Annotated in this window: 23 protein-coding genes and 2 pseudogenes; 13 read left to right on the top strand and 12 right to left on the bottom strand. The window is 64.5% G+C overall.

Annotation, left to right across the window (positions count from 1 at the left end):
- Positions 1–78 precede the first annotated feature (78 nt).
- Positions 79–807, top strand: a complete 729-nt coding sequence (locus AUC43_RS07660; protein ID WP_157780983.1) for a GAF domain-containing protein — start codon at positions 79–81, stop codon at positions 805–807.
- Positions 808–1,103: 296 nt separating this feature from the next.
- Here the strand turns inward: AUC43_RS07660 and AUC43_RS07655 are convergent, their stop codons facing one another.
- On the bottom strand, positions 1,104–1,805 hold the full coding sequence (locus tag AUC43_RS07655) for a GAF domain-containing protein (protein WP_157780982.1): 702 nt from the start codon (positions 1,803–1,805) through the stop codon (positions 1,104–1,106).
- Between the two features lie 312 nt (positions 1,806–2,117).
- On the opposite strand from AUC43_RS07655, the gene AUC43_RS21540 reads away from it, so the two are divergent.
- Both AUC43_RS21540 and AUC43_RS21535 read left to right on the top strand, forming a co-directional pair.
- On the top strand, positions 2,118–4,454 hold the full coding sequence (locus AUC43_RS21540) for an ATP-binding protein (RefSeq protein WP_068191610.1): 2,337 nt from the start codon (positions 2,118–2,120) through the stop codon (positions 4,452–4,454).
- Positions 4,455–4,457: 3 nt separating this feature from the next.
- Positions 4,458–6,791: an ATP-binding protein gene (locus AUC43_RS21535; protein WP_233254131.1), complete on the top strand. Its 2,334-nt coding sequence runs from the start codon at positions 4,458–4,460 to the stop codon at positions 6,789–6,791.
- A 263-nt stretch (positions 6,792–7,054) separates the two neighbouring features.
- Here AUC43_RS21535 and AUC43_RS07640 read toward each other — a convergent pair whose 3' ends face one another.
- On the bottom strand, positions 7,055–7,813 hold the full coding sequence (locus tag AUC43_RS07640; protein WP_068191605.1) for a DUF72 domain-containing protein: 759 nt from the start codon (positions 7,811–7,813) through the stop codon (positions 7,055–7,057).
- Positions 7,814–7,855: 42 nt separating this feature from the next.
- On the opposite strand from AUC43_RS07640, the gene AUC43_RS21840 reads away from it, so the two are divergent.
- Positions 7,856–8,281, top strand: a complete 426-nt coding sequence (locus AUC43_RS21840; RefSeq protein ID WP_082684974.1) for a helix-turn-helix domain-containing protein — start codon at positions 7,856–7,858, stop codon at positions 8,279–8,281.
- A gap of 72 nt (positions 8,282–8,353) precedes the next feature.
- Here AUC43_RS21840 and AUC43_RS07630 read toward each other — a convergent pair whose 3' ends face one another.
- Both AUC43_RS07630 and AUC43_RS07625 read right to left on the bottom strand, forming a co-directional pair.
- Positions 8,354–8,815 (bottom strand): M15 family metallopeptidase, encoded by a 462-nt coding sequence (locus AUC43_RS07630; protein WP_068191600.1) that lies wholly within the window; start codon positions 8,813–8,815, stop codon positions 8,354–8,356.
- A complete protein-coding gene (locus AUC43_RS07625) occupies positions 8,802–9,062 on the bottom strand; it encodes a hypothetical protein (RefSeq protein WP_199243512.1) in 261 nt (86 codons plus the stop codon). Before AUC43_RS07625 ends, AUC43_RS07630 begins: the two co-directional genes overlap by 14 nt.
- A 475-nt stretch (positions 9,063–9,537) precedes the next feature.
- Between AUC43_RS07625 and AUC43_RS07620 the strand changes: the two genes are divergently transcribed.
- From AUC43_RS07620 to AUC43_RS20375, 5 genes and pseudogenes are all read left to right on the top strand, one after another.
- Positions 9,538–10,800 carry an IS110 family RNA-guided transposase gene (locus AUC43_RS07620; protein ID WP_068191596.1) on the top strand — a complete coding sequence of 421 codons (1,263 nt, stop codon included), beginning with the start codon at positions 9,538–9,540 and terminating at the stop codon, positions 10,798–10,800.
- Positions 10,801–11,720: 920 nt separating this feature from the next.
- Positions 11,721–12,155, top strand: coding sequence for a hypothetical protein (locus AUC43_RS07615; protein WP_157780980.1), 435 nt, complete (start codon positions 11,721–11,723; stop codon positions 12,153–12,155).
- A gap of 282 nt (positions 12,156–12,437) precedes the next feature.
- Complete coding sequence (locus AUC43_RS07610) at positions 12,438–12,659, top strand: hypothetical protein (protein WP_068191592.1); 222 nt, start codon at positions 12,438–12,440, stop codon at positions 12,657–12,659.
- A 90-nt stretch (positions 12,660–12,749) separates the two neighbouring features.
- The gene (locus AUC43_RS07605) at positions 12,750–13,064 is read left to right on the top strand and encodes a DUF3846 domain-containing protein (RefSeq protein WP_068191590.1); all 315 of its coding nucleotides are present in this window, start codon (positions 12,750–12,752) and stop codon (positions 13,062–13,064) included.
- Positions 13,065–13,131: 67 nt separating this feature from the next.
- Positions 13,132–13,620 (top strand): annotated as a pseudogene (locus AUC43_RS20375) (hypothetical protein); the annotation flags it as partial.
- 197 nt (positions 13,621–13,817) lie between these two features.
- Here AUC43_RS20375 and AUC43_RS07595 read toward each other — a convergent pair.
- The 8 genes and pseudogenes from AUC43_RS07595 to AUC43_RS07560 all read right to left on the bottom strand — a co-directional run bounded on the left by AUC43_RS07595 (position 13,818) and on the right by AUC43_RS07560 (position 19,739).
- Positions 13,818–15,131 (bottom strand): MFS transporter, encoded by a 1,314-nt coding sequence (locus AUC43_RS07595; RefSeq protein ID WP_082684973.1) that lies wholly within the window; start codon positions 15,129–15,131, stop codon positions 13,818–13,820.
- An 87-nt stretch (positions 15,132–15,218) separates the two neighbouring features.
- Positions 15,219–15,476 (bottom strand): annotated as a pseudogene (locus AUC43_RS21525) (c-type cytochrome); the annotation flags it as partial.
- A 153-nt stretch (positions 15,477–15,629) separates the two neighbouring features.
- Entirely contained in the window at positions 15,630–16,040 is a 411-nt protein-coding gene (locus AUC43_RS07585) for a DUF6691 family protein (RefSeq protein WP_068191583.1), read from the bottom strand.
- A 9-nt stretch (positions 16,041–16,049) separates the two neighbouring features.
- Entirely contained in the window at positions 16,050–16,610 is a 561-nt protein-coding gene (locus AUC43_RS07580; protein ID WP_068191581.1) for a YeeE/YedE family protein, read from the bottom strand.
- Between the two features lie 30 nt (positions 16,611–16,640).
- Positions 16,641–16,982: a rhodanese-like domain-containing protein gene (locus tag AUC43_RS07575; protein ID WP_068191579.1), complete on the bottom strand. Its 342-nt coding sequence runs from the start codon at positions 16,980–16,982 to the stop codon at positions 16,641–16,643.
- A gap of 162 nt (positions 16,983–17,144) precedes the next feature.
- The gene (locus AUC43_RS07570) at positions 17,145–18,500 is read right to left on the bottom strand and encodes a rhodanese-like domain-containing protein (protein ID WP_068191578.1); all 1,356 of its coding nucleotides are present in this window, start codon (positions 18,498–18,500) and stop codon (positions 17,145–17,147) included.
- 59 nt (positions 18,501–18,559) lie between these two features.
- Entirely contained in the window at positions 18,560–19,378 is an 819-nt protein-coding gene (locus AUC43_RS07565) for a sulfite exporter TauE/SafE family protein (RefSeq protein ID WP_068191575.1), read from the bottom strand.
- A 70-nt stretch (positions 19,379–19,448) separates the two neighbouring features.
- A complete protein-coding gene (locus tag AUC43_RS07560) occupies positions 19,449–19,739 on the bottom strand; it encodes an ArsR/SmtB family transcription factor (protein WP_233254130.1) in 291 nt (96 codons plus the stop codon).
- A 237-nt stretch (positions 19,740–19,976) separates the two neighbouring features.
- Between AUC43_RS07560 and AUC43_RS21520 the strand changes: the two genes are divergently transcribed.
- The 4 genes from AUC43_RS21520 to merTP are packed head-to-tail and all read left to right on the top strand — an operon-like array spanning position 19,977 to position 21,523.
- Entirely contained in the window at positions 19,977–20,252 is a 276-nt protein-coding gene (locus AUC43_RS21520) for a TlpA disulfide reductase family protein (protein WP_233254129.1), read from the top strand.
- A 3-nt stretch (positions 20,253–20,255) separates the two neighbouring features.
- Complete coding sequence (locus tag AUC43_RS21515; protein WP_233254128.1) at positions 20,256–20,516, top strand: TlpA family protein disulfide reductase; 261 nt, start codon at positions 20,256–20,258, stop codon at positions 20,514–20,516.
- Between the two features lie 60 nt (positions 20,517–20,576).
- Entirely contained in the window at positions 20,577–20,906 is a 330-nt protein-coding gene (locus AUC43_RS20870) for an ArsR family transcriptional regulator (RefSeq protein WP_157780979.1), read from the top strand.
- On the top strand, positions 20,903–21,523 hold the full coding sequence (gene merTP / locus AUC43_RS07545; RefSeq protein ID WP_068191569.1) for a mercuric transport protein MerTP: 621 nt from the start codon (positions 20,903–20,905) through the stop codon (positions 21,521–21,523). Before AUC43_RS20870 ends, merTP begins: the two co-directional genes overlap by 4 nt.
- Positions 21,524–21,532 lie beyond the last annotated feature (9 nt).

Here is a 21,532-nt window from a genome sequence, read left to right as displayed (position 1 = left end):
GCGGCCCGGCGTGTCCCCGCGTTGTACTTTTACCGCGGGCTACCCCACGGCACCCTCCGCTTCCGCCCGTTTCATTCCATGGTTACCCCTGCTCACCTGCTTGCCTCCAATGAAGACCAGCGGCTCGCGGCCCTGCAAGCCTACCAAGTGAGCGGCGACGTGCCCTTTTTTGATGAATTCGTGCGCCTCACCGGCAAGCTGCTGCGGGTGCCCATTGCCCTGGTGTCGCTGGTAGAGGCCGACACCGTTTGGTTTCGCGGCAACTCGGGCCTGGAAGAAGTGCCCGAACGCGTGCCCCGTAAGGAAAGCCTGTGCTCCGTGGCCATTCTCAACGAGGAAGCCACCGTGTTTGAAAACCTGGCCGACCAGCCCTGCACCCTCATAGACCCCACCGCCGTAGGCGACCTCGGCCTACGCTTCTATGCCGGCTTCCCGCTGCAAACCGCCACCGGCGAGGCCATAGGCACCCTGTGCGTCATCGACCGCCAGCCCCGTATTCTGGCCCCCGAAGAATCCGCATTAATGCGCGAGCTGGCCGACGTGGCCCTGCTGCTGCTCGACCTGCAGGGCGCCCTGGGCAGCACCACGGCGCCCGCGTCGGCGTTGTGGAACGACATCTACACCGCCATCGCCGGGTCCCTCACACGCCTCGACACCCTCGCCGGCCTCCTGCAATGGGAAGAGGCCCCCGATACCCCCGCCGCCTTGGCATACCAAGCCTCGAGCCGGGAAGAAGCCATTGTGGCGGCCCAGGCCCTGCACCAGCAAATTACCTCTGCCGTCCAGCAGCTCAAGCGCCAGTCCTGACCGGCGGCTAGCCCCAACCGCAGCGGTTTCGCCCACTCGGGCAAAGGATGCTGTGCACGTTCGCTTGATTTGGCCTTCGCCCCATAGTCCAGCACACCAAACTTGCGCGGTCTGGTGTGGGTGCCAGCTCCCCGACACTCCCCGGCTCGGTCCTACCTCTCCCGGGTGCAGCGGCTCATACAGCAGCTGCGCGGCGGCTCCCTGCCGCACGTTGGGCATGCCCCCCCAAAGAGGAACGTGTCCTTCGAAGGAAGCGGCGTGCTGCCCGCTTTTTTTCTGGGTATTTCTTTAATAAACTAAAAACGGTTGGCCTCCAGCACCTCCTGCAAGTCGTGCATGCGGCCCTCTACTTGGGCCAGAAACGCCGTGGGCACGGGCACTCGGCTGCCGTTGCGGGCGTTCAGGTAGCGCACCAGCGCGTTGAGGGCCCCGATTTCTTCCTGCAGCTCGGCGCTCAGCTGTGCCCAGTCGGCTTCGCCCTTGGCCAAACGCCCGCGGCACAGGTGGCGCAGGGCCAGGGTGCGGCTAACCAGGCCCGCGAGTAGTTCCAGAATGCGCTGTTCATCGGGGGTAAAGGGCCGGGCCTCGCGGTCGATGAGGCACAGCGTGCCGAGCGGGCGCTGGTCAGGCAGCAGCAACAGGGCCCCTGCGTAGAAGCGCACGTGGTTTTTTGCAGCGGCCCGCAGGGCTTCGGCTGGAATTTCCGGGTAGTGCTCCAGCGCCACGTCGTGGTACACCACGGCCCGGGATAGCACAATGGCGGTCGAGCACAAGGCCTCTGCACGGGGCTGCTGGCGGTGGCCGGGCATGCCCACGTTCGCTGGGTAATGCACGTCGGCTTCCTCCACCACGGACAAAAGCGAGATGGGCACCTGGAACAGACGGGCAGCCAACACGACGAACTCTTCAAACACGGGCTCGGCCAAAGCGGCGAGCACCTCAAAAGAGCGCAGGCTGAAGAGCCGGTCAGCTTCGTCGTCGGGAAGGGTTGGAAGCATGGCCAAGCGTGCAGAAGAAAGTAGGAACGCGCACAAGGTAGCCACGCGTAAGGACAAGCCAAGGCGGGCGCCGTTCCTAGGTTCCAATTTGCTAAAACCAAAACGAGCGGACCATCTGGCCCGCTCGTTTCTTTTTGCGCGATTGGCGGAGCCAACACCCCGGGTAGAGCGGGCATTTCGGAAGCTTTGATTGTCAATCCGCTATATCGATGCAAATCCTCATATTGAGTTGTAGCTTACCCGTTCAAAGCTCAACTTTCCCTTTAATTAATTCCACTTCCGCGCCGGGCTGGCGGCGTGGCCCCTGCTCCCATGCGCTACTTCTTTTTACTGGCCCTGCTCTGGCTGGCGGCCGCTTCGGCGGCGCTGGCCCAGACGCCGGCCCACCGCCTGGCCCGCTACCGCTACTACGAAGCCAACCCCGACTCGCTAGGCCGGGTGCTGGCCACCCAACGCACCGACACGGCCCGCTTGCGCCTGTTGCAGCACCTGCGGGATGTGGGGGAATTTACCTCTGCTGCGGAAACACGCGCGAGTGTCGGGGAACTCGCCCAACTGGCTCACCGGCTCCGGCGGCCCGACGCTCCCGCCTACCGGCTGTGCGCGGCCGGTTTGGCCCTGGCCGAGGCGAAGGCGCCGCTCGCCCAGCAACTTGACACGGCGCGGGCAGCGCTGGCTGCGTTTGACCGGCTAGGACGGCCCGCGCCCGAGGTGGTTGACAGAATTGGGGGGCTGCTCAGGGAGCTCGAATCCCCCGAGGAGCGCTTGACATTTTACCGCGCTCAAGCGGCCTACTACCGCCGGCGCAACATGCCGGAGAACCTGTACCCCTGCTACCGGGCCCTGGGGGGCTATTACGTGCGGCGGGGAGATTACAACCAAGGCATCAGCTACTACCTGCGGGCGGCCGACCAAGCCCGCGCCTACAACCGGTACCACCAGTTTAACGACCTGGGCGTAGCAGGCTCCTATTACGCGGACTGGGGCAACCCGGCCAAGGCCCTGCACTTCCTGCGCCAGAGGGTGGTTCTGCAACACGCGTTGCCCCGCCGCGACGGCTTCGACCGGAACGCTTACCCGAACTGGGCCATCGCCCAGGCCTACCGCCAGCTGGGCAACTACCCCGCCGCCCTGCGCCACGCCAACTTGTCCCTGGTGGGCACCCCCACCGACACTACCCGCAGCTACGCCTACGGAGTGCCACGGGTCCAGGCCTATGGGCAGGTGGTCAAAAGCGCGGTGTTGCTCGACATGGGACGCGTGGCCGAGGCCGGCCCCCTGCTGGCGCGCGCCCAGCACCTGGCCGATTCGCTCCACCTGGGCCTGAGCAATCCCTCCTACGGCACCATCGAGCTGGACGCCACTTGGGCCCGCTACCACGCCGCCCGCGGCGAGTCCGCCCGGGCCGAAACGGCCTGGCTCGCGGCCTACGGCAAGGCCTGCGGCATTAAGTCGGTGCCGCTGCGCCTAGCCTACCTGCGCGCCCTGGCCGACTTCTACGCCCATCAGGGACAAACGGAGCCCGCCGGCCGCTACGCCCGCACCGCCCTGGCCCTGAGCGACTCGCTGCGCACCCAGCAGGGTGCGTTTCAAGTGGCCGGCTATGAGGCCGAACGCGCCGAGCAGGCCCAGCAGGCCCGCATCGCCGGCCTGCGCCAGGCCCAAGTGCAGGAGGCCGCCCGCGCCCGGCGCCAGCGCTTGGTGCTGTGGGCGGTGCTCGGTGGGGCCGCGCTGCTGGTAGCGCTGGCCGCAGTCCTCTACGCCGCTTTCCGCCGCTCTGAGCGGCTCAAGCAACTCGTCACCGAGCAGAAGCACAACCTACAAGGCCAGCGCGACCAACTCGATACTTCTTTGACGGAGCTGCGCACGACCCAAGCCCAGCTCATCCAAAAAGAGAAGATGGCTAGCCTGGGCGAGCTCACGGCCGGCATCGCCCACGAGATTCAAAACCCGCTCAACTTCGTCAACAACTTCTCCGAAGTCAGCGCCGAGCTGGTGGCCGAGTTGGAAGAAGAGCACGCCAAGCCCGCCCGCGATGCCGAACTGGAAGCCGAGCTGCTGGGCGACCTCAAGCAGAACCTGGTGAAAATCACGCAGCACGGCCAGCGCGCCGCCGGCATCGTGAAGGGCATGTTGGAGCACTCGCGCACGAGCACCGGCGAGCGCGCCCCCACCGACGTCAACCAGCTGGCCGACGAGTACCTGCGCCTGGCCTACCAGGGCCTGCGGGCCAAGGACAAAACCTTCAACGCCGCGCTCAAAACCGACTTCGTGCCCGGCCTGCCGCTGGTCGAGGCCGTGGGCGCCGACCTGGGCCGGGTGCTGCTCAACCTGTTCAGCAACGCCTTCTACGCCGTGCACCAGCGCCGGCAGACCGGCGAGGCGGGCTACGCGCCCACCGTCAGCGTGGCGACCGCGCGCGTGAATGGACACGTCGCCATCCGGGTCACGGATAACGGCATCGGCATGCCGGCCGAGGTGCAGGCCAAGATTTTCCAGCCCTTTTTCACCACCAAGCCCACGGGCGAGGGCACCGGCCTGGGCCTTTCCTTGAGCTACGACATCATCGCTCAGGCCCACGGCGGCACACTTACCGTCGACAGCCAGGAAGGGCAGGGCACCGCATTCACCATCTCCTTACCTCATTAGCAAATGGTTTTTCTCTCGTTGCCCCGGGTGGCCTGTTGGCTTGTCGTTGGGCTGTTGCTGTGGAAGGGCGGGCCCGCAATGGCGCAAACAACTGCCCAGGTTGATGCCCGCCACCGCTACTGGGAAGCTCCACCCGATTCCTTGCGCCGGGTGCTGGCCGGCCAACGCACCGACACGGCTCGCCTGCGCACGCTGATTCATCTGGTCGATGTATGCCCCCTTTGGAACGAGGCCAAAACCAAAGTGGAGGAAACGACGGAAGCGGCGGTGCTCACTGCCCGGCACCATCGTCCCGGGGCGCGGGCATACCGCCTGCAGGCGGCCGGGCAACAGCTGCGGATAAACAACGCCCTGGGTCCCGCGCTCGACAGCCTGCAGGCGGCCATTGCCGAATTCGACCGCCTCCACCGGCCCAAGCCGATGCTGGTGTATTTCATTCGCTACCTCTTTTCGCCCGCGCACCAGACAGCGAAGCGGGACTACTACCAGACGCAGCTGGCCACCTGCCGCCAGCGGGGCGATGCCGCTGGCATGGCCGTGTGCCATAGTGCGCTCGGGGGGTACTTTACCGCGGCCGGCGACCACAACCAAGCCGTTGGCCATTTCCTACAAGGTGCGGAGATGATTCGTCCTTACAACCGGCACGTCTGTCGCAATTGGCTGGCGGCCGCCGGCCAGGCGTACGGCGAGTGGGGCAATCCGGAAAAGGCGCTGTACTATCTGCGGCAATCCCTGGCCGGGCGTAGCAGCCAGCAAGGCCCCTCGCCTTTCTACCGATCCAAACTTCTGGCCCAGGTGCACCTGCAACTGCGCGACTACCCTGCTGCTTGGAGCGCCCTCGACCAAAGCATCGCCAGCGCCAAAGGCGATAAAAGGGCCCTGGCGCCCGCATACCTGATGAAAAGTGCCATCTTACTGGCTCAGGGGCACCCAGCCGAAGCTGTTCCGTTGCTGCGCACGGCCCAGCACCTGGACGATTCCCTGCATTTGCCCCTGTTTGCAAACTTGGGCCTCTTTGAACTGGACGCCACCTGGGCGCGGTATTGTGAGGCCACCGGCGACGCCGCGCGCGCCGAAGCTCACTGGCTGACGGCGTACCGCCGGGCCCAACAGGGCCACTTTACGTCGCAGCGGCTGGCGTACCTGCGCGAACTCACCCGCTTCTACCAGCAGCAGCGCCGGCCGGCCGTGGCCGCGGCGTACGCCGTGGCCGCCCTGGGGCTGAGCGACACGCTCAGCGCGGCCCAGGGCCGGCTGCACGTGTCGCAATACGAAATCGAGCAGGCCCAACAGGCCCAAACCCTGCGCATTGCCGGCCTGCGACAGGCCCAGGCCCTGGACGCAGCCCGCGCCCGGCGCCAGCGCTGGGTGCTCGGGTCGGTGCTGGCGGTGCTGGCCTTGCTGGCGGGCCTGGGCTTCGTGCTCTGGCGTGGCAACCGCCGCCAGCAGCGCGCCAACGCCCTGCTGCACCTACAGAAAACCGAAATCCAAACCCAGCGCGACCAAACCACCCAGGCCCTGACTGAGCTGCGCACGACCCAGGCCCAACTCATCCAGAAAGAGAAGATGGCCAGCCTGGGCGAGCTCACGGCCGGCATCGCCCACGAGATACAGAACCCGCTCAACTTCGTCAATAACTTCTCCGAAGTCTCGGCTGAGTTGTGCCAGGAAGCGCAGGAACTGCTCGCCGCTACCGCCTTGCCGACCGCTGAAAAGGAGGAGCTGACCGATTTGCTGGTAGACTTGAGCCAGAACCAGTCGAAAATCACCCAGCACGGGCAGCGGGCCGCCGGCATTGTCAAGGGCATGCTGGAGCACTCGAGTAGCAGCGCCGGCGAGCGCGAACCTACCGACCTGAACCGCTTATGCGACGAGTACCTGCGCCTGGCCTACCAAGGATTGCGGGCCAAAGACAAGAGCTTTAACGCGACCCTCAAGACGGACTTCTTGGCCGACCTGCCGCCGGTCACACTAGTGGGCGCCGACGTGGGGCGGGTGCTGCTCAACTTGTTCACCAACGCCTTCTACGCCGTGCGCCAGCGCCAGCAACAAGGTGAGCCCGGCTACCAGCCCCAGGTCGGCGTGCGCACGGTTGTGCTGAATCAGCAGGTGCAAATTCAGGTCACCGACAACGGCACGGGCATGCCCGAGCATGTCAAAGCCAAGATTTTCCAGCCCTTTTTCACCACCAAGCCCACGGGCGAAGGCACCGGCCTGGGCCTCTCCTTGAGCCACGACATCATCGCCCAGGGCCACGGCGGCACCCTCGGCGTCGAAAGCCAGGAAGGAGAGGGCACGACCTTCTCGGTGGGGTTGCCCCTGAACCGCCCCGCCTGATGTATGCCGGCGTTCCGGTAAGTGGCTTTTCAAAGAACCGGGTAACCTGACGATAAAAAGGCCCCAATTAAAACGAGCGGACCACCTGGCCCGCTCGTTTCGTTTTCACCCCACCTGCTGCTGTTACCCCTAGCCCATCCCCTCCGAGCTGGACCGCCCTGAATCCGCTTTGCTGAGGGTGATTTTGGCCATATTGCCTACTATACCCGGTGCCGTTGCGCAAGTAACCAGCGCCCCCTGCCCCCGGACGCGCGTCGTACTGCTCACGCCCGCTCCGCTACCAGCCGGTACAGGTCTTGGGCATTGTCAAAAGCGGCGCCCATGGTATTGTTGAAGTAGGCATACACGTCTTTCCCATCCTGGAGGTAGTCGTGTATCTGCTCGGCCTGGTCGTGCAGAAAGTCGCGCTCGTAGGACTCGCGGTAGTTGCCCTGCGGGCCGTGGAAGCGCATATAGACAAAGTCCGCGCCCTCGTTGAGTTGGGCGTTTCGGGCGGGGCCTTTGTCGTGCAGCACGAGGCTGGCGCCGTGGTGGTCCAGCATCTCAAACGCATCGTCGGCATACCAGCTGGGGTGGCGAAACTCCACCGCTTTGCGCCACTCGTGGGCGGGATCTGCCGCGGCAAGCGCATCCAATAGGGCACGGACCGCGTTTAGCTGGCGAATAGTGTTGCTGGGCGGGAACTGGATGAGCAGGCATCCTTTTTTGGGGCCCAACTCCCGTGCGGCCTCTAGAAAGCGGACCAGGCCGGAGAGGTCCTCGGCAAGAGTCTTGGTGTGCGTGATATCGCGCCACAGCTTGAGGGTAAAGTCAAACGCCGGGCCGGTTTCCGCGGCCCAGGCCGCAAACGTTTTGGGCTGGGGGATGCGGTAGAAGGTGCTGTTAATCTCCACCGAGTTAAACAGGGTGGCATAGTAGGTGAGGCGGCTCGTCGCCTGGTAGGCCTCCGGAAAGGTGGCCTTGGGGCCGGGCACGACGATGCCGCTGGTGCCAGTGCGCAGGGTGCCAAGGAGGGCCGGCATGAAAAGGAGGTATACGGGAGTGTCGTGGTATAACGTGCCACGCTGCCTCGGCGTTTTACCCCAGGCGCCTCTTCACGGGGTCCCAACGTATCCTGTGCTTGTTATCGTAGCGCTCTTTGCAGGCCAGGCAGGGGGGAATGCCGCTCGAAGGCCCTGCACGCCGCCGAAGGCAACGAGCTGCGCTTCTACGCCGGGTCCCTGCCCCTCAAGTCGGCCCAGGATTTCGCTGACCGCCTCGCCATCTACGTCAACCACCTCAACCGCTCCGTGAAGGAGGTGACCGGCAAGCCCACAACCAGCCACATCGCCGACCGCATCATCGGCGAAGCCAAGGCCCTGCTGCACCACACCAATTGGGACGTGGCCGAAATTGGTCAAAGCCTCGGCTTTGAGTATTCCTCCTACTTCAACAACTTCTTCAAGAAGCACACCGGCAGCACCCCGCTGTCCTTCCACAAAGCGGTCTGAAAAGTCCAGTTACCCTGGCACGCGCTAAAACGAAACGAGCGGACCATCTGGCCCGCTCGTTTCATTTCTGCCCTACACTTCAAAATGCGGCCGGTCCTTAAACCCGGGCCAGTCGCCGCCCCAATGCACCCGCGCATCGGCCGCTTTCATCAGCCGCGCAAACTTGCTCAGCAGCAGCCCCGACCACGACATCTCCCCATTCGGCAGCTGAAACGCCACGTCCAGCGCCGAGCATGGCTGCCAGTTGTGCTTCGACTCGCCCCCGCGCTTGTACGTCACGATTTTCCCCGGCTTCGTTCGCCCCTGGGCGTACAGCGCATCCTGACGCGCCACCGACCGGTAGCACTCCGTAATCAGAGGCAACCCCAGCAGCCGCAGCACCGGGTCACCTTCCCACCGGGCCAACGCATGGGCATACGCTGCACCCAGGCTCGGCATTGCCTGCACCAGCCGCGCCGCCTGAATCTTCCGCTCAATGGGCCCAAGCGCTGGCGCAACCCGCACAGGTGCCATCAGGCGCTTACTCGTTTCCATTTCCCGGCCTTACTGCAACAGAAGCCCCAGGCTCGCTAGCTACAGCAGCTTCCGCCACGGCCACCACTCCCTCTGCCGGCAATTTCACCATGGCCTCCGGACGCTGCAATGCCTTCCGGACCGTAGCCCAGATGGTCACCAACGCCACCAGCGCCTGAATAATCAAGTGCCCATAATTCTCAATCTTGTCGGGGTCAGGCGGTACCAACCCTGCACTGGCCAACTGACCTACCAGGGCAGTAACCATGATGTGGGCAAAATGCCCCGATTTCGTGCTGCTGAACATGGCGTTAGGCTGTGTTACATTGTTTGTTATTGCTACAAACATACGTGCTCAACTGTTACATTGTTCAAACACTCCATATAACCCATATTGCACTTTGTAGGGCAGCCCCTCCGGGCCGGGCTGTCCGCCACTCCGCTTCGCTTCGGCCCTTCGGTCAGCCTTCCATTGGTCGGCTTGGCTTCCATCCATCGTATGATTGTGCTGCCGTACATTATCGGCGTTACCGGCAAGGAAGGCGGGGTCACCACCCATCCATAAGCACGCTGCCGCCAAGCGGTGATGCTGGGCGGCAGAGACTGTGCCCCGCCTTCTGTTTTCGCCCGAAGACTGGACAGTATAAAGGGAGCCCCGCAGCGGCGGCATCCCGCATGAAACGAGGAAAGTTGCGGTGAAAACCTTGCGGGTGGCCTGTTTTCCACCTTTTATTCCCTTTTGTATGCTTGCCCCTGCCCCGGCCGCCCCGCCGCCCGTCTTGCTCAAGTACGTCGTCGGCATCGACATCGCCAAGGCCACGTTTGCCGCCTGCCTGGGCAGCATCGACGCCGCCCAGCGCCTGCGCCTGGGCAAGGTGGCCGAGTTTGCCAACAACGCCGCCGGCTTCGAGGCCCTGCGCCGCTGGGTGGCGGCCGGCCAGGCCGAGCCCGGGCGCCCGGTCTGGTTTGTGGTCGAGGCCACGGGCGTGTACTACGAGGAACTGGCCTACTACCTCAGCGCCCAGCAACAGGCCCTGAGCGTGCTTTTGCCCAACAAGGTCAAGCACTTTGCCCGCAGCACCGAGCAGAAAAGCAAGACCGATGCGCTCGACGCCCGCGTGCTCTGCCGCCTGGGCCTGGAACGGCAACTGCCGGCCTGGCAGCCGCTCACCCCGGCCATGCGCCAGTTGCGCTCGCTCACCCGCGAGCGGGCCGCGCTGCGCACCCAGGCGGCCCAGGCCAAGAACCGCGCCCACGCCTATACCCACAGCTACGAGCCCGACCTGTTGGCCTTGCAGCGCTTGCAGCAGCGCCAGGCCCTGTTCGAAGCGCAGATGACCGAGATTGACGCCCAAACCGCGGCCGTGGTGGCCGCCACGCCCGAGCTGGCCCGCAAGCTGACGCAGCTCACGAGCGTGCCCGGCATCGGCCTGACGACGGCCGTGACCATCGTGGCCGAGACCAGCGGCTTCGCCCTGGTCGAAAACGAACGGCAATTGGCCAGTTACGCCGGCCTGGACGTGGTGCAGCGCCAGAGCGGCAACCTGGCCCGGCCCACGGCCATTTCCCGGCGCGGCAACGCCCGCCTGCGCACGGCCCTCTACCTGCCGGCCGTCAGCAGCCTGCGCTACAACGAGCAGCAGAAAGCGTTTTACGCCCGCCTGCGCGCCCGCTCCCCCAACGGCAAGGTGGGCGTGATTGCCGTCATGCGCAAGCTGCTGCTGCTCAGCTACTCGCTCTGGAAAAATGACCAGGCCTACGCCCGCACTACCACCCCGCTACCGTCCTCCTGCACAAAACCGCCCCGACACCCGAGGGAGCCGAGGCGGCACAGGATGCACCCGCAGGTGCTCCTTTGGAGGCCCAAATCTAAAAAAAAGTTAGCCCTTTTGCTTGCTTTTCATCACAGTATCTGCTGCATCCTCACGCTCCGCCAACCGCACGGCCAGCCGTTAGCTACGCTGACCTTCGGTTGCCAATCTGCAACCGAAGGTCAGCGTAGCTAAGGTCACCGCCTCCCGTTGGTCGGTATTTCCCCTGCAGGGTCGTACCCGGTAGGGCCCCGGCGGCCTCCGCACACGGCTCAACCACTCCACCCACCCGCTGCCTCCAGCGCCGCCCGCCCTACGGGACAGGCAACGCTTCCAGCCCTCCCAAATCAACCCGCCGGCCCAGCACTTCCACTCCGCTCACCCGCCAACGCCAAGCTGCTGCGCTCCAGTCCCCGGCCTCTTCCCCTCTCCCTGACGCCCCCCCCGCACCAGCACCCACGCAGCCTGGCCACCAACCCGTAAACAGCCCCACGCCAGGCAGCGCGTCCGCCCCCACCCGACCCAGCCGGGGACCCCTCCGGGGCAGGGGCCAGCCGTCGCCTCCATTCCCTACGCTCCCTTCGCCACGCTGCGCTACGTCCGCTCGGCCCTTCGGCTGCGCCTACGCGCCTCCCTCCCTACGCTTGCTAGGCTCCAGTCGCTTCGGTCACTGCATCGCCGTCCCACCCCTTTCCCACCGCACAAAGCAGCCTGCTGCGCAGAGTGTCCATTGGGGGCGGCCCCCCAAACCCCCGGTCGTCATGCCCCGGCTAACGCCGTGTCATCCTCCTCGGGCCCACCCGCACCACGCCAGCCCCACACCCTCACAAGGCGCCCTCCGGGCCGCGCCCATTGGGGGCTGGCCGCCCCCAAACCCCTGCCAAAAGGCTTTTAGGCTTGTTCAAGTCGGCCGCAGTTTCTCACCGACCACACAATTGCACTTTAATTATTTATTGGGCTAAAAAAAATTGCAAAACCATCCAAACATTTGTTACATTATGTTTGAATAACAAACGTTTGTTTGTATCTTTAGGTAGCAAGTCGGGAAAGGCCCGGCTGCCCGCCCTACCCGGAGGCCTACGGCGCGGGGCACCTCACGGCTAACCTATACAGCCATGCTCACCCCATTCCAGTTTTCTCAGCTCGCTGCCACCGCTTGGTGCGGCCCAGCTCTTACCTGCCACTTTGCTAGTGTGCAGCGCTACGTCGCCAGCAGCGGCTACATCACCGAAACCTACCACGTCAGCTACCATGCCGGCGAAGGCCAGCAGCACGTCTACCAGGCCGGCGCCCCTTGCCCGTTTGTGGCCATACTCCAGGCCGTGGCCGCTTTTGCGGAGCGGTGCACCGTTCCGCTGCTTGGGGCCACCGTGCAGGGCCACGCCGCTCGTATTGTGTCTGCCGCCGAGCAAGCCTTTAGCGGTGCGCCTGCCCCGGCGCCCGTTCCAGTGCCCGAGGTTGTCTGCGCCGAGTGCGGCGAGGGCCGCGATGCCTTCGGCCAGTGCCGCTGCTATGTGCCAGCCCCTCATTTAGTCGCCAGTGCAGCCTAGCGCTACCCGGCAGGCCGCTCCCGCAGTGGGGGCGGCCCTGCCCCCGGCGCACCAGCTGGCCCGCGCCCAGTCGGCTTATGCCGCCGCCAAGGAAGCCCGGTGGGCGCTGCGCGATAATTACAACGATGCCCGCCGCCCCGACCGCTTCGCCCGGCTTCGGGCCGCCGTCGCCGCCGTACAGGACGCCCGCGCTGCCCTGGCCGCCGCTACCACCCTCTATCACGCCAGTTCCCACGCCGCCGCGCTCCGGGCCGCTGGCTCCCTCATCCTCACCGGTCCGCCATGCCTCCCACCATCACCCTCAGCCTCGCCCAGGTTGCCACGGCCTGCTTTCCCGTGCCCGGCGCGCGGTTCAGCGGCTGCGCCTTCGCCAAAGGCACCCGCTTCAATTGCCAGTACGATGTGCCCGACCCGCGCACCGGGTACGTGGTGGCCCACTTCCGGGGCACCGGCACCACCCCATTCGAGGCCATAGCCGCCGCCGTGCAGCGCCCAAATGCTTGAAGCGCATTTTCCACGCCAGCGCCCACGCCTTTCCTCATTTCTAGCCACCAGAGGCCGCCAAGTTGGGCGGCCCCACAAGCTCACCTTCTCATGCCCAAAACGGCTACTCCTTACCAGCCCCACTTGCTCGACCCGCACAGCGCCCAGCCGCAGCCGGTCAGCCCTGCCAACGGCTGCAGCTTCAAGCTGGCCGAATTGTACCAGCTGCTCGACTGCCAGACCGTCGACGTGGTACGCCTCTCGCCCGAGCTCATTCTCATCATCGACGACGAAGGCAAGTTCCGCCACCCGGCCTACCTCAACCTCATTGCCACCTACCTCTGGTACCAGCACCAACCCGAAGCGCGGGGTGTCGACAGCATCGTGGGCCGCGCCATCGTCTGCCACGACAAACAATTCCGCTAACTCAAAACGGCTCAGGGGCCGGCCGCCAACAGGGCCCACTTTTTTCACTTCCCAACCCATTCCCATTATGGCAACCGCCACCACATCCTCCAAGACCGCCGCCGCGATGGCCGCCCCAGCCGCTCAGGTTTCTGACCTAGCCCTTACCCCGAGCACCCGCCCGGCCCTACCTCGTCGCCGGCGTCGACGAAAGCACCGGCGAAGAAACTTGGTCCAACCGCTTCCGCTACCTACCCGGCCACCCGCGCCAGGTGCGCGACACTACGCCCGTACCGAAGAGCGCTGCGACTGGCCCCTGGTCGAAGACCTAGCCGCCGCCGTGCGCCGCCAGCGCTACTGCCGCGACCTGCTTTTCCGCGGCCAGGCCGAGCAGACCCACACCGCCATTCACGCGGCCACCGGCGTGCCCGTCAAAATCCGCCCCGACCTGCTTCACGTCAGCCCCCGCATCGGCAAGGTGGTCCTGGTCGACTTCAAAACCACCAGCGCCCGCGACTACGCCGGCTTCTGCGCCACCATCGAGCCGTACGACTACGACCGCCAGGCCGCCCTCTACGCCGACGTGCTCGGGGCCACGCGCTTCACCATCATCAGCGTGCAAAAGAAAGCCCCTTCGCCGTCTGGCAGGACGAACTGTTTGAAATTCCCGACCTCTTCGAACAGGGCCGCAAGAAGTACAGCACGCTACTGCGCCACTATGCGCGCCTACAGCGGCAGGCTACCTAAACAGGGGGTGGTTGCCAGTGGCCCGATTCATTTGCGTATAACGCACGCAACGCCCGATTTCATTTTTATTGTCGTCGAAAATTCCCACTTGGGCCGGACGCAGGCCCCGGAACGGAATGCCACTACTGGTGCATCCTCGGTCAGGCAGTACATCCGCCCGCGCACCACCACGGCCGAGAGGACCGTGAGCCCGCCAATGGCGGCCAGCGCCGCTCCCAAGCCAAAGGCATCGGCCAGCAGGCCGGTGAGCAGTGCCCCGATGGCGTAGCCCGCATCGCGCCAGAACCGGAAGATGCCCACGCTGTGCGCCCGCTGCGCCAGCGGCGCGTACTCGGCCACGGCCGCCAGAAAGGTGGGGTACACCAGCGCCGTGCCCGCGCCCAATAGCCCCGCCAGCAGCACAAATACCGGGTAGGAAGACGTAAACAGCATGGCCAGCAGCACGGCTCCTTGCAGCAGCATGCCCCAAAAAAGTAGGTCTTTCTTGCACAGGCGGTCGGCCAGTGGCCCAGTCACCAGCTGACCCAAACCCCACACCGCCGGGTACACGGCCGCTACCGTGCCAATCTGCGTCAGTGTAAAGCCTTTACTGGCCAGTAGCAGCGGCAGCAGGCCCCACACCATGCCGTCGTTCAGGTTGTTCACCAGCCCGGCCTGCGTGACGGAGCCCAGATTGGGGTGCCGCCACGTCACGTCCCAGAACGAGAGCGGCGGGCCAGTTGACACGGCCGGGGCCTGCGCGGCTTCCAGGGCCACGTGGGCGCTCGTGTCGCGCACCAGCAGCGAGCCCAGTAGGCCCAGCACCGCCAGCGCGATGCCCAGATAAAAAGGGTAGGGCCGCAGGCCGTACTCCGTGGCCAGCCAGCCCGAGGCGAACGCCGTGGCCGCCACGGCCAGGTAGCCGGCCGACTCATTCAGGCCCATGGCCAGGCCGCGCTGCTTCGGGCCCACCAAATCAATTTTCATCACCACCGTGCTCGACCAGGCCAGGCCCTGGTTCAGGCCCAGCAACACATTTGCCACAATCACCCAGCCCCAAGTGGGAGCCCAGAGCAGCAGCAGCGGCACCGGCAGCCCGAAAAGCCAGCCGATGACCAGCAGGTTTTTCCGCCCAATCTTATTGGCCCAGGCTCCGGCGTAGTAGTTGGCCACCGCTTTGGTCAGGCCGAAGACGACGATAAAGGAGAGGATGGCCGAGCGCGCCACCACCTGAAATTCTTGCTCCGCCAGCCGCGGCAGGATGCTGCGCTCCAGCCCCACCATGCCGCCCACAAAGGCGTTAACGAGCACCAGCAGGCTGAACTGCCGCCAATTTTCATACAAGCCGAGTCTAGGAATCATAGGAGGCAGGCTAAACAATGGTTACGGGTGCACCAGCGCCCAGCCCTCGGCCTGACGAATAATCAGCTCGCCGTTGCCGGTGGGCCTGCTGTCGGGCACGGCCCGGCCGTTGAGGCTGCGCTCCATGCAGTCGACCACCCGCTTCTCGATGCCTTCTACCGAGCCGGAGCGGGCCCGCAGCTTGGGGTACGTCGCGGCCACCGCCAGGTAGTTGTTGGCGAAACCCTGCGTACCAGCCTGCAGGTGGCAGTTCTAGCAGTTCATCCCGTTGGTGAGGTGCGCCACCGAGCCCTGCGGCCCCAGGTACCGCGCCGTGTGGGCAATTAGCTCCCGCTCGTAGCGAATCTGGCGGCCGGCGGCCCATAGTGCTACGTGACGACGACGACCAACACGAGCACCACGGCCGCTGTCAGCACCATCAGCAGGCGCGCCAGGTGGGGCAGCTGCTGCACCCGGTCTTCCGTGGGTTTCATGGCGGAGGATTGAAAGGTGAAGCGGTTAGTACGGCAGCTTTTCGCGCAGGGCGCTGTAGGTCCAGGTGCCGGCCAGGGCGGCCAGAATCAGCACGGCCGCCGAGCCCACGCCACTGCCCAGCTGCGCGAACAGCGGGCCAGGGCAGGCCCCGGTCAGGGCCCAGCCGAGGCCGAAGATGAAGCCGCCAATCCAGATGCCGTGGTTGAATTTTTTGTCGGTCAGCACGATGGGCTCGCCGTCCATCGACTTCAGGCGGTTGCGCTTGATGAGCTGAATGGAAATCATGCCCACCAGTATGGCCGAGCCAATGACGCCGTACATATGGAAGGCCTGGAAGCGGAACATTTCCTGAATCCGAAACCAGCTGATGACTTCGCTTTTGGTGAGAATGATGCCGAACAACGTGCCCAGCACCAGGTATTTGAAATATTTCATAAGAACAGCTTAGAATAGCAGCGGGTAAATCACCCAGGTCATGAGCAGGCCGCCGGCAAAGAAGCCGATGACGGCCACCCCCGACACCCACTGCAGGTTCGAGAGGCCCGAAATGGCGTGGCCCGAGGTGCAGCCGCCGGCGTAGCGCGTGCCGAAGCCCACCAGAAAGCCGCCCAGCACCAGAAACACCCAGCCTTTCCAGTTGGCGAGGTTGTCGAGGGCAAACAGCTCCCGGGGCAGCAGGCCGGTGAAGTCGGTTAGGTGCAGTTCGGCTTTCAGGTCGCGCACCGTGGCGGCCGAGATGCCGATAACGTCGGGGTGGCCCAGGAGCCGGTAGCCGATGAAGCCGCCCAGCGCGATGCCGAGCACGAACACCAGGTTCCAGATTTCGGCCCGCCAGTTATAAGTCAGAAACGGGATGCCGGCCGGCACGCAGGCCGCGCACACATGCCGCAGGGAGGAGCTGATGCCCAGCGCCTTGTTCCCGACGAGCAGCAGCGCGGGTACCGTCAGGCCGATGAGCGGGCCGGCCACGTACCAGGGCCAGGGTTGTTGCAGGAGTTCAAGCATGAAAACAGAAGTCGAAATGAAGGAGGTTAATTATTTGGTCGTCAGTTGCCCTGGCCAGTCCATCACGCCGCCGAGCAGGTTGCTGACCTGCGCGAAACCGGCGGTGGTGAGCTGGCCGGCGGCGTTGGCCGAGCGCGCGCCGCTGCGGCAGTACACGTAGGTGGGCTTGGTTTTATCCAAATCGGCGACACGCTGGCCAAAGTCGGGCGCCGTGACTTCGATGTTGACCGCGCCGGGCAGGTGGCCCGCGGCAAACTCGTCGGGCCGGCGCACGTCCACGAGCACCGCGCCGGGCTGGCGCAGGCCCTCGGCAAACTGCGCGGGCGTCAGGTTTTGAAAGGCGGGGGCAGAAGATTTATTGAAACCGAACATGGCGAAGGAATTTGATTGGGAGGGAAGTAAGAAAAAAAAACAGAACGTCATGCTGAGCGTAGCCGAAGCATCTCTACCGCTTTGGTCTCACGATTGAGTTAGTACCACAGTAGAGATGCTTCGACTGCGCTGCGCTACGCTCAGCATGACGGGCGTTGAAGCTTAGTGGGCCGCCGTCGCCGTTTGGAAGGACTTCACGGCCTCGCTCAAATCCAGTACTTCGGTGCCGGGCAGGGCGTTGGCCACGATGCTGCTGCCGGCCGCCGAGCGGTAGCCGCCGGCGCAATGCACCACCACCGGCTTGTCGGTCGGAATCTCGCTGGCCCGCTCGCGCAGCTCGGGCAGCGGAATGTTGATAGACCCATCAAAAATGGGCTCGTCGCGGTACTCCACGGGGTTGCGGATGTCCACGATGGTGTAGTGCTCCGGGTGCTCCCGGAAGGTCGGCACGTCGAGTACCGGCAGGGTGGCCTTGGTGGCCGGGGTACCCACCAGCGCGCCTTTAATCAGCGGCTCGTAGCCGATTTTGGCCGTTTTCTGAATAAGGTCCTCCCGCGTCGCTTCGTCGGCCGCGATGAGGTAGAACGACTCCTCCGGCCCCACGATGGAGCCCAGCCAGGTTTCGAACTTGCCGCCCTGCTGGATGTTGATAGCGCCGTTCACGTGGCCTTTCTTGAATTCGGCTGCGGGGCGGGTGTCGATGACCACGGCCCCGGCTTCCAGCGCCGCGCCGGAGGCCAAGCGCGGCACCTGCTGCACGCTGGGCGCAAAGGCCGGTGCGCCGGCTTTGTTCAGGGCCACGTCGTAGCCGAAGTATTTGGGGATGAACGGTTGGTCGGCCAGCAACTCTTTCACAAAATCTTCTTCGCTCATGGCGCGCAGCATGGGGTTGCCGATTTTCTCGGCCCCAATGGTGCTGCTGTTGGCCCCGCTCAAGGCCTTGCCGCAGAGCGAGCCCGCGCCGTGGGCCGGGTACACCAGCACGTCAGCCGCCAGCGGCATGAGTTTCTCGCGCAACGAGTGGTACATCTGCTGGGCCAGCTCCTCGCGCTTGGCGGTCAGGTTGCCGGCGTTTTCGCGCAGGTCGGGCCGGCCCACGTCGCCGATGAAGAGCGTGTCGCCAGTGAATACGGCCACGTCCTTACCCTCGCGGCTCAGCACGATGCTGAGCGAATCGGGCGAGTGGCCGGGCGTGTTCAGGGCGCGGAAGGTGAGCTTGCCCACGGTGAAGGCGTCGCCCTCATCAAAGGCCTCGTGAGCGTAATCAGCCGCGAGCAGCTTGCTCACGCGGATAACGGCCCCGGTGGCTTGCGCAATTTCCAGGTGCGACGAGACAAAGTCGGCGTGGGGGTGGGTTTCGATGACGGCCACGATGTTGGCCTCGTTGGCCTTCGCGTAATCGTAGTATTGCTGCGGGTTGCGGGCCGGGTCGATGAGGACAATTTCGCGGGCGCACTCGCTCAGAATGGCGTAGGAGAAGTGGGCCAGGCCCTTGTCTTCAAACTGTTCGATTTTCATGATTGGCGACGAAAAAACGGGAGAAAGAAACGGGAGCGGAAAAGCGGGGAAACAGGGGATTAAGCGTGGTGAAACAGCAGCTCTTTGGTCAGAATAAACGTGCCCATGGCCAGCGTGAACCAGCCAAAAGCCGGCTTGAGCTTGGCCCCCGGGATGAATCGGGCCAGGTAAGTGCCGAGCACGATGCCGCCCAGGGCAAAGGCCAAAAAGCCAAGCAGGAAGGTCCAGGCGATGGGCGTGCCGGCGCTTAGGTCGCCGGTGAAGCCGATGAGCGAATTCAGGGCAATGATGGCCAGCGAGGTGCCCACGGCCAGCTTCATGGGCAGGCGCGCACCCAGCACCAGCGCCGGGATGATGAGAAAGCCGCCGCCCGCGCCCACAAAGCCCGTGAGCGTACCCACCACCAGCCCAATGGTGAGAATAAGCGGGTAGTTGAAGGCGTGCGGGAAGTGCAGCTCCTCGTCGAGCACCTCTTCGGCCTGCTTGCTGCGAATCATGGACGTGGCCGCCGCCACCATGAGCACGGCAAAGGCCACCAGCACCAGCAAGTCTTTGGTGAAGACAATGCTACCCATCGTGAACAGCACGTGCGGAATGGCCGGCATCAGCACCTTGCGCACCACAAACACGGCCAGCAGCGAAGGAATCAGAAAGACCACGGCCGTTTTCAGCGACACCAGCCCCTTGCGGAAGTAGCCCGAGGCGCCCACCACCGACGTGCTGCCCACCACAAACAACGAATACGCCGTGCTCAGCACCGGGCTCACGCCCATCAGGTACACCAGCACGGGCACCGTGAGGATGGAGCCGCCCCCGCCCATGATGCCGAGCGAAAGGCCGATGAAGATGGCCGCGAAGTAGCCGAAGTAGTGCAGCATGAGAAACGAAGGTGTCGTATGAAATTATGAATGGGTGTTCATGTATTGCGGCAAAAAAAAGCCGCGCCGCTTACAGGAACGTGCACGCGGCCAGGCACTGAATCACGTCGATGACCTCGCGCATCTTCAGCGAGTAAAAAATGTTTTTGCCGTCGCGGTAGGAGCTGAGAATTCCCTTGAGCTTCATGCCCGAGAGGTGGTGCGAGAGCAGGCTTTGCTCCACGTTCAGCTTCTCGCTGATGTCCGACACCGACAGGCTGTCGTTGGCCGCCAGCAGCTGCACGATGGCAATGCGCGTGGGGTGGGCCGTGGTTTTGAGAATGAAGGCCACCTTCTCCATCTTCTCACTCGTGAGATTCATGTCAACGGGGCCGAAGGAAGTAGCAGCAGTCATCACTCGTACAAACTTATGAACATTTGTTCATTCATACAAGTGTGGCCCCTGCATTTGTTCCCATAAGTTTCTTTTTTCTTGGGTCTGCTTTCTCAGCCAACGGTTCCAAGGGCCGTGCTTTGGCCTCAGCCCTCCTTCTGTTCCCCACTTATGAACCGTCAAAACCTATTGCCGTGGCTTCCTTTAGCCCTTTTGGCCGTGGTCATGCTCACCGACCTCCGCACCCCGGTACTCGGCGGCCTGCAGCGCGGCCTGCTGGCCACCGGCCTGTGGAAACCAGATGTTCCCGCTGCCCCAGCCGCGCTGCCCGTGGTGCTTACCCGCAGCGCTGCCTACCCGCATAACCTGCCGATGGTTACCCTCGAGGGGAAGTCCGTAAACCTGAGCGAACTGAAAGGCAAAGTCGTCTTCGTGAATTTATGGGCTAGTTGGTGCCTGCCCTGCCGCGCCGAAATGCCGGGCATCGAAGCCCTGTATTAAAAGATGGAGCCTGCAAAAGTGGCGTTCGTGATGCTCACGCTCGACGACGATGCGGCCAAGGCCCGGAAATTCGTGCAGAGCCAGGGCTACACCTTCCCCGTGTACCTGCGCGCCGGCGAGCTGCCCGCGCCCTTCGATTTCAACTCCATTCCCTCCCCCGTCATCCTTGGCCCCGACGGCCAGGTGGCCGCCCGTCACGACGGCATGGCCGAGTACGACACCCCCGAGTTCCAGCGGGCCCTGGAAAAGCTGGCCCGCCGCTAGCCCGCGGCACTTGCTGTCCCCCTCTCCAACAAGCGGGCCGCTTTCCAGGGCCCCCTTGTTGTGCCTCCCCAAAGGGCAGGCATTCACGCGTACTTTAGCAGTTGCCTGAATACGAACAAGGATTTGCTAGCCGACAAGCAGCGGTGCGTCGGCAACTTGGCCGATGTCCTCCACCTGACGATTTCGGCCGTGTCGCCGCACCTGCGCAAGCGCAAGGACGGCTGCGTGGTCACCGCCCGCCAAGTCGGCCAAACCGTGTTCTACACCCTCCACGCCGAGCATCAGCCGGTGCTCCTGCTCCTGCTCCTGCTCCTGCTCCTGCTCCTGCTCCTGCTCCTGCTCCTGCTCCTGTTGGCCCGTCTCACCACTCAGCCCGAACCAACCCCGTGAACAACGCCCCCGCCCAGCCCTCCAAATCCTTGTTCGGCGCCGGCCTGCTGGCTGCGCTGGCCGCCTCGCTCTGCTGCATCACCCCGCTGCTGGCCGTGGTGGGCGGGCTTGGGGGCGCCGCCAGCTCCTTCGCCTGGCTCGAACCTTACCGCCTCTACCTGGTGGCCCTGACCGTGGCCGTACTCGGCTTCGCCTGGTACCGCCACCTGCGCCCCGCGCCGGCCGCCGACTGCTGCGCCGTGCCTGCCAAACGCCCCATCATGCAATCCACTGGCTTCCTGGCCTCCGTTACCGTACTCGCCGCCTTGCAGCTGGCTTTTCCCTATTACGGCGCCAAGCTTTACCCCACCGCCAGGTCCAGTGCCCCCGTGGCCACTGCTACCGGTGCCGCCCCCATCTGGCAAACCCGCACCTACCGCATCCAGGGCATGACCTGCGAGGCCTGTGCCCACCACGTCGAGCAGGCCGTGCAGCAAGTACCCGGCGTGCAATTCGTGGTCGTTTCCTACGACCAAGCCACCGCCCAGGTCTGCTACAACAGCGCCCAAGCCCAGGCCGCCCAAGTCGAAAGCGCCATCAACAGCACCGGCTACCACGTCCAGAACCCAACCCGCTAACCACCGCCC

Origin of the sequence: Hymenobacter sedentarius, from assembly GCF_001507645.1 — a bacterium.
In the GTDB taxonomy this organism is placed as follows: domain Bacteria; phylum Bacteroidota; class Bacteroidia; order Cytophagales; family Hymenobacteraceae; genus Hymenobacter; species Hymenobacter sedentarius.
Note: the sequence above shows the minus strand (reverse complement) of the source record. Positions and strands in the feature narration are given on the sequence as shown.

What these genes read in the sequence shown, in the direction of transcription:
- AUC43_RS07585 (WP_068191583.1), bottom strand. Translation starts at nt 16,040, where the DNA reads ATGAAATATTTCAAATACCTGGTGCTGGGCACGTTGTTCGGCATCATT.
- AUC43_RS21535 (WP_233254131.1), top strand. Translation starts at nt 4,458, where the DNA reads ATGGTTTTTCTCTCGTTGCCCCGGGTGGCCTGTTGGCTTGTCGTTGGG.
- AUC43_RS07630 (WP_068191600.1), bottom strand. Translation starts at nt 8,815, where the DNA reads ATGGAAACGAGTAAGCGCCTGATGGCACCTGTGCGGGTTGCGCCAGCG.
- AUC43_RS07625 (WP_199243512.1), bottom strand. Translation starts at nt 9,062, where the DNA reads ATGGTTACTGCCCTGGTAGGTCAGTTGGCCAGTGCAGGGTTGGTACCG.
- AUC43_RS07560 (WP_233254130.1), bottom strand. Translation starts at nt 19,739, where the DNA reads ATGAATCTCACGAGTGAGAAGATGGAGAAGGTGGCCTTCATTCTCAAA.
- AUC43_RS21515 (WP_233254128.1), top strand. Translation starts at nt 20,256, where the DNA reads ATGGAGCCTGCAAAAGTGGCGTTCGTGATGCTCACGCTCGACGACGAT.
- AUC43_RS07605 (WP_068191590.1), top strand. Translation starts at nt 12,750, where the DNA reads ATGCCCAAAACGGCTACTCCTTACCAGCCCCACTTGCTCGACCCGCAC.
- AUC43_RS21540 (WP_068191610.1), top strand. Translation starts at nt 2,118, where the DNA reads ATGCGCTACTTCTTTTTACTGGCCCTGCTCTGGCTGGCGGCCGCTTCG.
- AUC43_RS07580 (WP_068191581.1), bottom strand. Translation starts at nt 16,610, where the DNA reads ATGCTTGAACTCCTGCAACAACCCTGGCCCTGGTACGTGGCCGGCCCG.
- AUC43_RS07610 (WP_068191592.1), top strand. Translation starts at nt 12,438, where the DNA reads ATGCCTCCCACCATCACCCTCAGCCTCGCCCAGGTTGCCACGGCCTGC.
- AUC43_RS07660 (WP_157780983.1), top strand. Translation starts at nt 79, where the DNA reads ATGGTTACCCCTGCTCACCTGCTTGCCTCCAATGAAGACCAGCGGCTC.
- AUC43_RS07640 (WP_068191605.1), bottom strand. Translation starts at nt 7,813, where the DNA reads ATGCCGGCCCTCCTTGGCACCCTGCGCACTGGCACCAGCGGCATCGTC.
- AUC43_RS07655 (WP_157780982.1), bottom strand. Translation starts at nt 1,805, where the DNA reads ATGCTTCCAACCCTTCCCGACGACGAAGCTGACCGGCTCTTCAGCCTG.
- AUC43_RS07565 (WP_068191575.1), bottom strand. Translation starts at nt 19,378, where the DNA reads ATGCTGCACTACTTCGGCTACTTCGCGGCCATCTTCATCGGCCTTTCG.
- AUC43_RS07595 (WP_082684973.1), bottom strand. Translation starts at nt 15,131, where the DNA reads ATGATTCCTAGACTCGGCTTGTATGAAAATTGGCGGCAGTTCAGCCTG.
- AUC43_RS07615 (WP_157780980.1), top strand. Translation starts at nt 11,721, where the DNA reads ATGCTCACCCCATTCCAGTTTTCTCAGCTCGCTGCCACCGCTTGGTGC.
- AUC43_RS21520 (WP_233254129.1), top strand. Translation starts at nt 19,977, where the DNA reads ATGCTCACCGACCTCCGCACCCCGGTACTCGGCGGCCTGCAGCGCGGC.
- AUC43_RS07570 (WP_068191578.1), bottom strand. Translation starts at nt 18,500, where the DNA reads ATGAAAATCGAACAGTTTGAAGACAAGGGCCTGGCCCACTTCTCCTAC.
- AUC43_RS07575 (WP_068191579.1), bottom strand. Translation starts at nt 16,982, where the DNA reads ATGTTCGGTTTCAATAAATCTTCTGCCCCCGCCTTTCAAAACCTGACG.
- AUC43_RS07620 (WP_068191596.1), top strand. Translation starts at nt 9,538, where the DNA reads ATGCTTGCCCCTGCCCCGGCCGCCCCGCCGCCCGTCTTGCTCAAGTAC.